This window comes from Ochrobactrum teleogrylli, assembly GCF_006376685.1.
Lineage (GTDB): Bacteria > Pseudomonadota > Alphaproteobacteria > Rhizobiales > Rhizobiaceae > Brucella > Brucella teleogrylli.
This window is the reverse complement of record NZ_VEWL01000010.1, coordinates 99394-112967: the sequence shown is the minus strand read 5'-3', so window position 1 is coordinate 112967 and position 13574 is coordinate 99394. Positions and strand designations below refer to the sequence as shown.

Genomic DNA, 13574 nt, shown 5'->3' with positions numbered 1-13574 from the left:
TTTATGATTCTCCGACCGTCAGCCTATTCGAGCAGCGGCGACCAGGCCGGATCGGACGCGAAATTCGGCGTCTGGATCTGACGTTCGTTACGACCTGTCAGATCGATGGTGAACAGTTTTGGACCGCCCGCGCCTGCCGCCTTGCGGAAGAACATCAGCACGCGACCGTTCGGTGCCCAGGTCGGACCTTCATTGTGGAAGCCCGATGTCAGAAGGCGTTCGCCCGAACCGTCGGTCTTCATCACGCCAATCGAGAACTGACCCTGCGACTGCTTGGTGAAGGCGATGAGATCGCCACGCGGCGACCAGACCGGTGTGGAATAACTGCCGTCGCCCATCGACAGGCGGCGCGGATTGGAGCCATCGGCACCGGCGATATAGAGCTGCGGGCGACCGCCGCGGTCGGATGCGAACACAACCTGAGAACCATCCGGCGAATAGGAAGCGCTGGTATCGATCGCCTGGCTGTTGGTCAGACGGGTCGTGGTGCGCGAGCGCAGATCCATTGCGTAGACATTGGCGCTGCCGTCGTCCTGAAGCAGGCTCATGACGACCTTCTGGCCATCCGGCGAGAAGCGCGGCGCGATGGTCATGCCTGGGAAATTGCCGACCAGTTCACGCTGGCCCGTTTCGAGCTGCAGCAGGTAAACCTTTGGCTGACCGCCAGCGAACGACATATAGGTGACTTCCTGACGGTTCGGCGAGAAGCGCGGGGTCAGCGCCATGTCGCGACCATCGGATAGATAACGGATATTCGCGCCGTCCTGATCCATGATGGCGAGGCGCTTGATGCGCTTCTGGGCCGGGCCGGATTCATCGACGAAAACGATGCGCGTATCGAAATAGCCCTTTTCACCCGTCAGGCGCTCATAGATGGCGTCGGCGATGATATGGGCGACACGACGCCAGTTATCCGGCGAGGTGAAGAACTGCTGGCCGATCATCTGCTGACCGCCAAACGTATCCCAGAGACGGAATTCCGCCTTCAGCCTGCCATCCGGCTGCTTGGTGATGCGACCAGTAACCAGTGCCTGCGCATTGATGACCTTCCAGTCCTCGAAGCGCGGCGCGGCATCGGGATTGGAAATCTTTTCAATGAAGGCACCCTTGTCGATGGGCGCAAATAGGCCGGACCGCTCAAGATCGGCAGCGATGACCGACGTGATGTTCGGACCAAGCTGGTCCGCGGACAGGAAATCCGTGATGGCGATCGGCAGAGGCTCGATCACACCCTTGTTGATGTTGATTTCCACCACGGCGCGCGCTGGCATGGTGCAGACAAGACTTGCGGCAATCATGCAGGCGAAAGCCGAGAGGACTGTCCGGATCTTTGTTTTCATGATGCCGGTTTTCATATCTTCTGGGACCTCTTTTGTCCTTTGCCCCTACTGGGCTTCATTTAGTCTGGCGACCGGGAAACCCCGATCAGAACATTTCGCTCGGGTCGAAGTTGACGATCACTTCCGACCATGAATCATATTTGTCGACGGGCAGATTATACGGGGCGCAGCGTGCAACCGCGCGCTTGGCGCTTTCCGCCGCCGCGCGACCAACGCCGTCGCCGCCGCCGCCGGATGTCACTTCCGGGACGCCCTGAATAGATCCGTCCTGGTTCAGCTTCATCTTCACGGTCACAACCAGCCCCGGCGCATCGGCCACACCGGCTGGCACGTTCCAGCACTTGGAAATCGCACCGCGCAGCGCATCCATTTCACTCTGGCTCAGCTTCGAGCCGCCGGTATTCTTCTTGCCGCCGAGCGAAGCCTGATCGGTCGAACGTTTCGCGCCACCACCGGAAGCCTTCTGCTTGTTGAGAAGGGCTGCAACCTCATCGGCAATCGCATCCTTCTTCGACTGCGAGGTCTGCGATGCGGACTGCGTCGGCTTCTTTTCTTCCGTCGGCTTGCGATCCGGCGTCTTGGCGGTCTGCGCCTGGGGCGGCTTCGGCTTGGACTGCGGCGCGGGAACATTGTCCGGCAGCTTCGGCGTGTTCGCATCCGGCGTTTCGGCCTGCTTTTCGATGGCTTCCGCCACCGGGTCAGGCTTTACTTCCTGCTTCGGTTCAGGCTTGGCCTGCATTTCGGTCGCGGGAACCGGCGTCGGCTTTTCTTCCGGCTTTGGTTCGGGTTTTGGCTCCGGCTTCGGTTCCGGCTTTTTCACCGGTTCCGGCTGGGCTTTGGGCTCTTCCGCCGCCTCGATAGGCTTTGCCTTGGTATCGGGCTTCGGCGGGGTCGTGGTGTCTACGTCCTGATCGCCGACATTCTGGGCATCGGGAACGGTCTGCGGCTTGGTGGTCGGGATCGGCGCAGACTTCTCCTTCATGGGTGCCGTCTTTTCGCCCTGCTGAATTTGCGTGATGGATTCAATCGGCACGATGTCGACCGGGAACGATTCCGAATCCTGCACGTCGAAAGCCTTCGGCGAGGAAAAGGAAAAGAGCCCCAGCGCAATGACGATGGTATGGAGCGCTACAGAAGATGTCAGGCCAGCCTTCATGATGGCGTCAGCTATCCTGCTCCTGGAGAGTCACAAGGCCGATATTCTTGAAACCGGCGGCGGAAATGCGGGCCATGACCTTCATGACGGTGCCGTAATCGGCAGCCTTGTCACCGCGCACGAAAATGCGCTCGTCATACCCCGTCTTGGAAATGGCCTGAAGCTTCGGCACAACCTCTTCGATCGGAATTTCGGTTTCCTGCAAGTAGATCTTGCCCTCATTGCTGACCGAAACGGTAATCGGTTGCGTATCGGCGTTCATCGCCTTGGCCTGCGTATCCGGCAGGTCAATCGGCACGCCAACCGTCAAAAGCGGCGCAGAGACCATGAAGATGATGAGCAGCACCAGCATTACGTCGACGAACGGCGTAACGTTGATTTCACTCATCAATGCTTGTCTGCGACCGCGCCTGCGGCGTCCGCCCGACTGCATTCCATTTCCGACCGACATGCCCATTGCAAAATTCCCGAAAGCTCGATTTGCCGTATTCGCTGGAAGGCGCTTAGCTGCGCGGCGTCAGCTTCTCATCAATTTGGCGCGACAGTATGGCGGAGAACTCATCCGCAAAACCCTCAAGTCGTCCGCCGATCTTGCCCGCATCGGACGAGAGCTTGTTGTAGGCGATAACGGCCGGGATAGCGGCAAGAAGACCGATGGCCGTCGCGAGAAGGGCTTCGGCGATACCCGGCGCCACAACCGCAAGGCTGGTATTCTTGGAGGCCGCGATGGCCTGGAACGAGGTCATGATGCCGACAACCGTACCGAACAGACCGATAAACGGCGCCGCGGAACCGATGGTGGCGAGGAAGCCGAGACGCGATTCCATCTTTTCGCTTTCACGCGCCAACGCGACATCCATCGCCTTGTCGATACGCATCTGAAGGCCGATGGGGGAACGTGCGCCCTTCTCGAAGGATTTCTTCCATTCGCGCATGGCGGCCATGAAGATCGACGCCATGCCGGTGGTGCGGCGTTCGCCCAGATTGCGATAGAGTTCTTCCAGAGACTGGCCCGACCAGAAAGCCTGTTCGAAGCGGTCGATGGCGCGGCGTGCGCGGCTATAGGCGATCACCTTGTCCACGACGATAGCCCAGGTCCAGACCGAAGCGCCAAGCAAGCCCAGCATGACCAGCTTGACCACCCAGTTTGCCTGCATGAACAGGCCCCAGAGGGTAACATCGGCGGCGGGGGCCGCTAACGCAACATTTTCCATCGATCCACCGTTTCGAGGTTCTTGCCGGTCCGACACCCGGACCGCAGACCCCAACCTTCTCTGTCTTTAGGCATTTCCATCCGCAGAGCCGTTTCGTACTTCTGCTGGAAATATCCTGTTTTTGAATCCAAACGCCCGGCACGGGACCGGGCGGCATCGCAAATCGTCACGGATCGCCCTTTGATGCGGGTGATCCAAATCTGCGCAGCTTTACGTCTTGTTCGATGCAGTTGGATCAGGAAAAACGCTCGGCACTTTTCCCGAAACTGCTTCAAGCGCTGTTCGCACATCCAGGCAGGACATGCAGACATTCGCATCGCAACCGCCCCAAAGCACACATGCCGGATTTACAACTTTAAATCCCTACGGCGCTTGTTACGGTTAATTTTGGTGAAAGGAAGGCGCTGCGCTTGCCGCCTGCCCTTCAACCGATTCCGTCAGGATGATTAATCGGAGATTATGGTTAAAGATGCGTTAGCATTTGCACCAATAACGGCCCAGGATGCCAAATTCGGTCATCAAATGAGCCAGCGCTTTAAAAATAAACGCGATAGGCGCACCCTCAATTCTTGGGAGGGCGGCAGAAAATCAGCGTCCCTTGGTAAACGCTTCGCGCCACTCGTCCGGTATCCGGCGCGGGTGGCCTTCCTTGGTGATCATCACCGCTTCCACTTTCGCTTCCGAAAGCAGGCGCCCTTCGCAGGTGATTGTCTGCGCCATGATGACCCGCGCGCCGCGTATTTCGCTGACACGCGTTTCAATCAGGATCAGATCGTCCATCCGGGCCGGAGACTTGTAATCGATCTCCATGCGCCGCACGACCCAGACCATTTCTTCACCAAGCGCACCTTCGGCGAGCTCGATATGGTGCACGTCCTGCAAGCGCAAGAAGTCGGTGCGTCCGCGCTCGTAAAATTCCAGATAGCGCCCGTGATAGACAAAACCTGAAAAATCCGTGTCGGCATAATAGATGCGCGCATAAAGGTGATGCGCCCCGTCTTTCAGCGCACCCGATACGCCTTCAAGCGCCGCATGGTCGTTTCGATCAGTCCCGGTTGTCTTAGTCATTGTCTTCCATGAAGAGGCCGAATTGCGCCTGCTGGATGATTTCGGCGGGCGCAGGCAATCCCAGATGCTGCCACGCAATCGCCGTCAGAACGCGACCGCGCGGCGTGCGCTGCAGAAAGCCCTGCTGGATGAGATAGGGTTCAATAATGTCTTCAATCGCATCGCGCGGTTCGGAAAGTCCCGCCGCGATGGTTTCGATCCCGACCGGACCGCCACCAAAATTGCGAGCAATGATATTGAGGTAACGCCGGTCGAGCTGGTCGAGGCCGCGATTATCCACTTCAAGCCGCGACAACGCTTCATCGGCAATCTTGCGGTCGATGACGTCGCTACCGGCGACCAGCGCGAAATCGCGCACACGGCGCAGCAGGCGTCCGGCGATGCGCGGCGTGCCTCGCGAGCGGCGCGCGACTTCCAGCGCACCATCCGGCGAAATGCCCATCTGCATGATGCGCGCGCCACGGCGCACGATATATTCGAGTTCCTCGACGGTATAGAAATTGAGCCGTACCGGAATGCCGAAGCGATCGCGCAAAGGCGTGGTCAGGAGACCAAGACGCGTCGTCGCCGCAACCAGCGTGAATTTGGCAAGATCGATCTTTACCGAGCGCGCTGCCGGGCCTTCACCAATGATCAGATCGAGCTGGAAATCTTCCATCGCCGGATAGAGAATTTCTTCCACAGCGGGGCTCAGACGATGAATTTCATCGATGAAGAGCACGTCGCGCTCTTCGAGATTGGTCAGCAGAGCCGCCAGGTCGCCAGCCTTGGCGATGACCGGGCCGGAGGTGGAGCGGAAATTGACGCCCAGCTCCTTGGCCATGATCTGCGCCAGCGTCGTCTTGCCGAGACCGGGAGGTCCGACGAACAGCACATGATCCAGCGCTTCGCCGCGCACCTTGGCCGCTTCGATGAAGACCTTGAGGTTGGCGCGCGCCGTTGCCTGCCCCACGAAATCGTCAAGCGTCTGCGGGCGCAGCGTATTGTCTTCGTCCACGCGTTTGTCGGCATCGATGAGAGGGTTGCGGTCGCTCATGCCTTCCTCCTCGCATGAACATATCGCCGACACAAGCTAATCACCGCGACAATTCCTTCAAACCAAGCCGGATGAGCTTTGCCGAATCGGCATCCTCGCCCGCTTCTTTCAGCGCAGCCGCGACGGCATTCGCCGCCTGATCGCGCGAATAACCGAGATTGGAAAGCGCCGACACGGCATCCGCGACGGGGGCCGGGGCCGCACCGGCTCCAAGTTCCTGCTTGAGCCCGATGGTGCCGCTCGCCTCACCAGCGAAAGCCGGGGCCTTGTTCTTCAATTCGGTGACGATGCGCTCCGCCACTTTCTTGCCGACGCCCGGTGCACGCGACACCATGGCGATGTCTCGCAGCGCAATCGCATTGGCAAGTTCCGACGGCGACAATGTGCCAAGCACGGCCAGAGCCACCTTGGCGCCGACGCCCTGCACATTTTGCAGCAGGCGGAACCACTCACGCTCAAGCTGATTGGCGAAACCGTAAAGGCGGATCATGTCCTCGCGGACATAGGTTTCGATGAACAAAATGGCCGCCTCGCCCGCTCCGCCGAGATTGCCCAGCGTGCGCGCCGAACAAAACGCCACATAGCCGACGCCATGCACGTCGATGACGGCATGATCCTCGGCAATTTCATCGATCACGCCCTTAAGCTTGCCGATCATTCCGGTTCTACCCCGCTAACAACGCCTGCATCCGGCGGGCGCTTACAATGCTCTGACGATGATGGGCATGGCAAATGGCAATAGCCAACGCATCGGCGGCATCGCTCGTATCGAACGACGCACGCGGCATCAGTACTTTGACCATCATGTGAATCTGTTGCTTTTCGCCGTGACCGACGCCGATCACCGCTTTTTTGACCGCATTCGGCGCATATTCCGCCACCGGTAGACCTGCCTGGGCCGGTGCCAGCAGCGCGATGCCGCGCGCCTGGCCAAGCTTGAGCGTTGCGGTCGCATCCTTGTTGACGAAAGTATGTTCGACCGCAGCTTCATGCGGCATGAATTCATGCAAGACTTTGGAAAGCCCCTCATGCAACTGGCAAAGACGCGAGGCGAGATCCATCTCGGCATTCGACGTCACCGTGCCCGAGCCGATGAAGTGCAGCGAATTGCCAAGCGATTCGACAATGCCCCACCCCGTGCGGCGCAGGCCCGGATCGATGCCAATAATGCGAATCGTTTCTTTCATAAGCGAACCCTATCCTCAGACGGATTCACTTGACAGCAGAAAAGTGAACAAAAGAGAAACATGCACCGAGAGCACGGTCGGGGCAGCGCAGATTTCGGTTATGACGACCCGAAAATGGTGGGCTTTGAGATCCGGAGCGCAGCGTACATAAGGTACGTGAGCACCGGAAGCGGAAAACAACGCCATTAGCAGGCCGTCAAAGCCGAAATATCAGCTGTCCCTCAAGAGGCGCCGAAAGCCGTCTTCAGCAACACAATCTGTTCGGAAACCGGGTTGTCGTGCGGATTGGTCTGCAAGGAAACCACATCTCCATAGACTTCGCGGTCCATGCGGCGCACGCGCGCCTGCAAACGCATCGAGCGTTCAACGAGTTCGGCAAAGGCAGCAGGCAACTCGTTCCAGCCCGGCGCGCCTTCTCCAGCCGATGGCGTGTCGAGACGCACCTTGGCCTTTTCGGCAGACACCTGCTGGCGGTTCATTTCACCGTTGCGGGCGGCGCGCTGGAGCAGCAGCCAGGAAGCGATCTGCATGAGACGGGTGGTGAGGCGCATTGATTCGGCGGCATAAAGGGTTGCGGCAATCCTTGACAGGTTGCGCGCTTCTTCACGGCCTTCACCGTCGAGATAGCTTGCCGCTTCCTCGACCATATCCATGCCCTGGCTGTAGATCGGCTTGAACGAATCCGAGAAGACCATGCGCTCCGCGAGGCTGATCATATTGCTCGGCATCTGTCTCTGTTCGCTAATCACTGCTCTGCCACCTTGCGTGACCGCCTGCATCGGCGGCCCATTCCGTTGCCCGCATCCATCCGAAAAATGGACGCGACTGAAAATTGCTGAACCGTCTTTCGATCACGCAGGACGTTCGGACGGAACTGTCATGACAAACAAGTCCACGATAAACTGCACCTTCATGCACGGTCGCGCAAGATTATGTTTAACGTTCGGTTAACATTTTCAAGGGGTAGTTAACTATCCCTGCAAGCAGAACGGGTCGAACCGGTTTCCGGTTCCCCTCATGCGTTTAAACGCTGGCGGTTAGAGCCTTGCAGGCACAAAAAAAGAGCCGCAATGGCGGCTCTCAGGAGTTTAACAGGGAGGCGTCAAACAGAGTGGCAAAACCACTCGGTAAGAATCCAGCCGAACTGGATGTAAATGATTAAACCCTCTTAAGATTAATGAATGGTTAATTTTGAGTTGGACCTGTGGAAAATGCCAGCGGGACGGCCGCGCAGAAAGACAAAGCCGCCCGAAGGCGGCTTTTTATCAATAGCGCTGCAGCGCTGGCTGCGGCTTCGGTCCTGACTGCATCTTCACCGGCTCGGCGGCAGGCACAACAGGCTTGGCAGATTTCGCAGCCGCACCGTTCTTGCCCCAGCCAATCGTCGGCAGCCACTCCAGATAATAGGCCAGCGCGAACTGCATCACGATACCGGTTGCGATCAGCAGCGTGTCGTAAGGCAGACCACCCGGGTTCACGAGCTTCATCACCTGCGCCACCATGGCAAGCAGCGTGCCTGCGATAAACACCGGCAGCGAATGCTTGCCGAGGATGGCGAGCGGATTATCCGGCGCGGTGCGGGCGATATTGTTCAGCGTCGGCACAACGGCAATGAGATAAGCCATCGCCAGAATGTGCAGCAGACGGGGGCCCGACAGGAAAGTCTTGTCGAAACCGGTGATGACCATCGGCAGGCCCATCGAGGCATCGATCCCCCAAAGCGGAATGCGGACCCAGGCCAGCGCCAGCACCAGATAGCCAACGGCAAGGGCGATCAGCGCCGGATGGTTGGGCAACTGGCCGCCGCGGCGCACATGCATCACGCCTGCAATGCCGATGGCAAACAGGAACTGCCAGGAAAGCGGGTTCAGGAACCAGACGCCTTCCGTCGGATAATTGATCGGCGCGACGTTATAAAGTCCCGACAGGAACCACACCACGCCCGAGACACCCAGCATCAGGGGCAGGCTGATGCGCGCCAGCAGTAGCAGCATCGGCGTCAGGACCAGCATGACGGCATACATCGACAAGATGTTGTTATAGCCCAGCTGATGGCCCAGCGTGACGAGACCGAACAGCGATTCCACCGGGTGCTTGAGCAGCGGCTCGATATTGATTTCCTTGAGCAGCTCGGCGCGCTTCAGAAAAATCGCAGCGGAAGCAAAGATGGCGATCGTCGCCATGGTCGTCATGATGTGGGTCGTATAAAGCACACCCGCACGACGCCACATCTTCAATGTCAGCAGAAGGCGGCTACCGGGGCCGAACTTGCCGCCATAGGCCAGCGCCACGGCCATACCGGAAATCAGCACAAAGGCTTCCGCAGAATCGGAGAAGCCGAGATTCTTGTGCGTGAAATGCTCGTAGATGGTGCCCGGCACGTGGTTGATGAAAATGGTCAGCAGGGCAAGTGCACGAAACACGTCAATGCGCGTGTCGCGCACTTTCGCGGTCGGCGCGGGCATCGCTTCTCTAGCGGTCGCAATCGTCATTTACCAGCCTGTCTGTCTCTGCTGGAAAGCACCGGCGCTTGGGACCGCGACGCTCTCCAATCTCTCAAGTTGCAGCTCTCCGAATGGGAGATCGGATGAAAGCCACATGCTTCATCGGAGCGTTTATTGCCCGACGTTTGATGGGCTTATATACCCATTAATCCCGGCAGAACGGGGTTGGTTCCGATCAACTTTCGTTCCAGTGGATAACATAATGCTAAGCGGCTATCGGATTTCTCCGGCAGGGTTGCCTCGACGCGCGCAGGCTTGCTCTTGGCCGGTTGGATCGCATACACGCATCAGGACAATTAGCCAGGCGCATATTTGCGCCAAAACAAATAGATAGAGCGCTGCTTCCGTTTCGGATAAACAGAACTTCACTCTTGCCCGAATTCCATCATGTTTTTCTCGTTAGGCTTCGCCCCATGAACAAGTCCGCTCCCAAGACCGAACCCGAACGCTGCCGCATCGTGCTGGTCGCCCCGCCGACTGCCGATAGCGCGGTTTTGGCCAGACTTTTGACGGAAGCGCTTTCCGGCGGCGATGTCGCAAGTGTGATTCTCGACACCGGCGATCTGGATGAAGCAACCTTTCAGGCCGTCGCCGCAAAGGCAGTGCCGATCATCCAGGAAAAGGGTGCCGCAGCCCTCATCTTGAACGATACGCGCATTGCTGGCCGTGTCGGCGCCGATGGCGTGCATATTGAAGGCAAAGCGGCTGAGCTTGCAGACGCCATCGAAAAGCACACGCCGAAAATGATCGTGGGCACCGGCAATCTGCGCGACCGTCATGGCGCGATGGAAATCGGCGAATTGCAGCCGGACTATATTTTCTTCGGCAAGATCGGCGCGGACAACAAGCCGGACGCACATCCGCGTAATCTTGCGCTAGCCGAATGGTGGGCGCAAATGGTCGAAATCCCCTCCATTGCGCAGGCTGGCAACACGCTTGAAAGCATCATCCCGGCAGCCGAGACTGGCGCGGATTTCGTGGCGCTCGGTCGCGCCGTGTTCGAGGCGGAAGATCCGGCGAAAGCGGTTGCGGAAGCAAACCGCCTTCTCGATGAACACGCGCCGCGTTTTGAAAACTAAGCCAACGCATTCCATTCCCAAGGTCTTGTTGATGCCCATGAAGAGCAAACTTCTTCTCGCTGCCGCTTTGACATTCGCGCTGCCCACCCTGCCGGCTGCCGCTGCAGGCGAGCCTGCGAAAAGCCAGAGCGATAGTGCCAAGGGTACTCACAAGGACAAGAAAAGCGACAAGCCCGCGAAGCAGCCGGTGATGCTGCCACAGCCCGCGACGACGGACCCGATGCCCGCCATCGATCTGAGCCGCTTCGGCGACAAGCCTGCCGACGAGGCCTTCGGCGCTTTCCAGCGCGGGCTTTATCTGACCGCCTTCAATCTGGCGAAACCGCAGGCCGAAAAAGGCGATCCGGCTTCGCAGACGCTGATTGCCGAAATGTATGCGCGCGGCATGGGCATCCCTGCCGACCAGAAGCTCGCAGCCGAATGGTATGGCAAAGCCGCCGAAAAGGGCATCACCGAGGCGCAGTTCCGCTATGCGGCGCTGCTGCTACAGGGCACTTACGTCAAGAAGGATCAGGCCAAGGCCGAAGCCCTGATGCAGAAGGCAGCCGAAGGCGGCAACGCCATGGCCCAGTTCAACTGGGGCCAGATGCTGATGGTGAAACATCCCGGCAAACCCGGCCTTGATCTTGCTTTCCCATGGTTCGAGAAAGCGGCGGAGGCAAAGCTTGCCGACGGCGAATATGCGATGAGCCAGATCTATGCCAATGGCACCGAAAAGATCGCCCGTGACGACAACAAGGCCCGCACATATCTGATCCGCGCGGCACGCAAAGGTTATGACACGGCCCAGTTCGATCTTGGGCGCTGGCTGGTGGAGGGCCGTGGCGGCGACAAGGACTATGAACAGGGCTTCCGCTGGATTCAGATTGCCGCCGGGCGCGGCATGGTGATGGCGCAAGTCTGGCTTGCCCGGCTTTATCGCGACGGGATCGGCACCGATGGCGATTCCGTGAAGGCAGCGGCATGGTATATCATTGCGCAGCGCGCCGGTTTTCGCTCGCCCGACCTCAACGATCTGATGGACGGATTGGCCGATGATCAGATCAAACAGGCCATCGAGACGGCTAACGATCTCAGAGTTCGCTAGCAATTCTGACGATTCTACGTCTCCAAAAGATTCTCTTTTCGCGCTCAGGCTTGCACAAAGCGCCATTTTGTGGTCTTGGAGACGCCGATTATCGTGGTTCGAGTATAAGACGCTTACGCAATCCCCGTAAAAAAGCCGGGCGGTTGCCTTTTCTGTCGTCGTGCGCCGGACCGCAATTGGTTTCAATTCATTCCGGATCAAGCTCATGAAGATCAATGGTAACGAAATCCGTCCCGGCAACGTCATCGAACATGACGGCGGGCTCTGGGTTGCCGTCAAGACCAACGCCGTCAAGCCCGGCAAGGGCGGCGCCTACAATCAGGTCGAACTGAAGAACCTCATCACCGGCACCAAGCTCAACGAGCGTTTCCGTGCCGCTGAAACCGTCGAGCGCGTGCGCCTCGAGCAGAAGGACTTTTCGTTCCTCTATGAACAGGGCGAAGCGCTGATTTTCATGGATACGGAATCCTACGAACAGCTCGAACTCCAGAAGGATTTCGTGGGCGACCGCGCTGCCTTCCTTCAGGACGGCATGATGGTCACCGTCGAACTCTACGAAGAAAAGCCGATCGGCATTCGTCTGCCGGATCAGGTCACGCTGGCAATCACCGAAGCCGATCCGGTCGTCAAGGGCCAGACCGCAGCCTCGTCCTACAAGCCTGCCGTGCTTGAAAACGGCATCCGTATCCTCGTTCCGCCCTTCATCGCTTCCGGTGAGCGCGTGATCGTCGACACCAATGAATTGACCTACGTCAGCCGCGCTTAATCCAGCGCCCGTCTTTTGCGATGCCCCAACGGGCATCGCAGCTTGTCGCGATTGAACCGCGACTGTTCTTTCTCAGATTGCTCAATTCCTCGAAAGCCTGTGTGCGTGTATGCGCCCGGATTTTCAAGGATCTGTTTAACTGCACGATCCACGCCCATATCCACGCCTTTTCGATGGCCGTGGGATCTTGCCAAAAAGGATAAAGAAATGGCCCGCTCAGCCCTTCTTAACGTTATGGTACAGGCCGCTATGAAAGCTGGTCGTAACCTTGCCCGCGACTTCGGCGAAGTCCAGAATCTTCAGGTATCCCTCAAGGGCCCCGGCGACTATGTCAGCCAGGCGGACCGCAAGGCGGAACAGATCATCTATACGGAATTGAGCCGCGCCCGCCCGGATTTCGGCTTCCTGATGGAAGAATCCGGCGAGGTGGAAGCCAAGGACGGACAGCATCGCTGGCTGATCGATCCGCTCGACGGCACAACGAATTTTCTTCACGGTATCCCGGTTTTCGCAGTCTCCATCGCTCTTGAGCGTCAGGGACAGATCGTAGCTGGCGTGATCTATAATCCGGCCATGGACGAGCTTTACACTGCCGAACGCGGTGGTGGCGCTTTCCTCAATGATCGTCGTCTGCGCGTTGCAGCCCGCACCAAGCTGGTCGATACGGTGATCGGCACCGGCATCCCGCATCTTGGTCGCGGCCATCATGGCCATTATCTGGTCGAACTGCGCAATGTTATGGCCGAAACAGCCGGTGTCCGCCGCCTGGGCGCTGCCGCACTCGACCTTGCTTATGTCGCCGCCGGTCGCCTCGATGGTTTCTGGGAAGAAGGCGTCAATCCATGGGATATCGGCGCAGGCATGCTGATGATCCGCGAAGCTGGCGGTTTCGTCTCCGATAAGGACGGCGGACAGAACATGTTCGAAAAGAAGAACATTGTTGCTGGCAACGAAGCCGTACAGGCAGCACTTCTCAAGACGATCAAGAAGCCGATCTGATCCAGACCAAACTCCATCTGATGAAACCTTATTCAGCGCGCCACCGGCGCGCTGAAGTTTTTTACAGCTCATTTTTTCCTGCTCAGGCGATTCCGCTTCACAAAATTATGAAGTAGGCTCCCCGTCAAACAGCCGACG

General features: G+C 58.4%; 14 protein-coding genes. 4 read left to right on the top strand and 10 right to left on the bottom strand.

The features are described from left to right. Positions 1–23: 23 nt before the first annotated feature. The 10 genes from tolB to FIC94_RS15850 form a co-directional block, all read right to left on the bottom strand. Positions 24–1355: a Tol-Pal system beta propeller repeat protein TolB gene (tolB, locus tag FIC94_RS15895; RefSeq protein WP_109369746.1), complete on the bottom strand. Its 1332-nt coding sequence runs from the start codon at positions 1353–1355 to the stop codon at positions 24–26. A gap of 70 nt (positions 1356–1425) precedes the next feature. Beyond that, a complete protein-coding gene (tolA, locus tag FIC94_RS15890; RefSeq protein WP_109369747.1) occupies positions 1426–2496 on the bottom strand; it encodes a cell envelope integrity protein TolA in 1071 nt (356 codons plus the stop codon). A gap of 7 nt (positions 2497–2503) precedes the next feature. Then, positions 2504–2953 carry a protein TolR gene (tolR, locus tag FIC94_RS15885; RefSeq protein ID WP_109369748.1) on the bottom strand — a complete coding sequence of 150 codons (450 nt, stop codon included), beginning with the start codon at positions 2951–2953 and terminating at the stop codon, positions 2504–2506. Positions 2954–2999: 46 nt separating this feature from the next. Beyond that, on the bottom strand, positions 3000–3710 hold the full coding sequence (tolQ, locus tag FIC94_RS15880) for a protein TolQ (RefSeq protein WP_078339480.1): 711 nt from the start codon (positions 3708–3710) through the stop codon (positions 3000–3002). Positions 3711–4298: 588 nt separating this feature from the next. Further along, positions 4299–4778: a YbgC/FadM family acyl-CoA thioesterase gene (locus tag FIC94_RS15875; RefSeq protein ID WP_109369749.1), complete on the bottom strand. Its 480-nt coding sequence runs from the start codon at positions 4776–4778 to the stop codon at positions 4299–4301. After that, the gene (gene ruvB / locus FIC94_RS15870; RefSeq protein WP_109369750.1) at positions 4771–5814 is read right to left on the bottom strand and encodes a Holliday junction branch migration DNA helicase RuvB; all 1044 of its coding nucleotides are present in this window, start codon (positions 5812–5814) and stop codon (positions 4771–4773) included. Before ruvB ends, FIC94_RS15875 begins: the two co-directional genes overlap by 8 nt. Before the next feature lie 40 nt (positions 5815–5854). Continuing rightward, complete coding sequence (ruvA, locus tag FIC94_RS15865; RefSeq protein ID WP_109369751.1) at positions 5855–6472, bottom strand: Holliday junction branch migration protein RuvA; 618 nt, start codon at positions 6470–6472, stop codon at positions 5855–5857. 7 nt (positions 6473–6479) lie between these two features. Continuing rightward, a complete protein-coding gene (ruvC, locus tag FIC94_RS15860) occupies positions 6480–7001 on the bottom strand; it encodes a crossover junction endodeoxyribonuclease RuvC (RefSeq protein WP_002964793.1) in 522 nt (173 codons plus the stop codon). A gap of 221 nt (positions 7002–7222) precedes the next feature. Further along, a complete protein-coding gene (gene rcdA, locus FIC94_RS15855) occupies positions 7223–7729 on the bottom strand; it encodes a protease adaptor protein RcdA (protein WP_121538711.1) in 507 nt (168 codons plus the stop codon). A gap of 537 nt (positions 7730–8266) precedes the next feature. Then, entirely contained in the window at positions 8267–9466 is a 1200-nt protein-coding gene (locus FIC94_RS15850; protein WP_140025552.1) for an OpgC family protein, read from the bottom strand. 452 nt (positions 9467–9918) lie between these two features. Here FIC94_RS15850 and FIC94_RS15845 point away from each other — a divergent pair, with 452 nt between their 5' ends. The 4 genes from FIC94_RS15845 (at position 9919) to FIC94_RS15830 (ending at position 13436) form a co-directional block, all read left to right on the top strand. After that, entirely contained in the window at positions 9919–10584 is a 666-nt protein-coding gene (locus FIC94_RS15845) for a thiamine phosphate synthase (protein ID WP_109369752.1), read from the top strand. Between the two features lie 37 nt (positions 10585–10621). Then, positions 10622–11671: a tetratricopeptide repeat protein gene (locus tag FIC94_RS15840; RefSeq protein WP_140025501.1), complete on the top strand. Its 1050-nt coding sequence runs from the start codon at positions 10622–10624 to the stop codon at positions 11669–11671. A gap of 205 nt (positions 11672–11876) precedes the next feature. Further along, positions 11877–12437 carry an elongation factor P gene (gene efp, locus FIC94_RS15835; protein WP_109369753.1) on the top strand — a complete coding sequence of 187 codons (561 nt, stop codon included), beginning with the start codon at positions 11877–11879 and terminating at the stop codon, positions 12435–12437. Between the two features lie 207 nt (positions 12438–12644). After that, the gene (locus FIC94_RS15830) at positions 12645–13436 is read left to right on the top strand and encodes an inositol monophosphatase family protein (protein WP_109369754.1); all 792 of its coding nucleotides are present in this window, start codon (positions 12645–12647) and stop codon (positions 13434–13436) included. Positions 13437–13574: the final 138 nt, after the last annotated feature.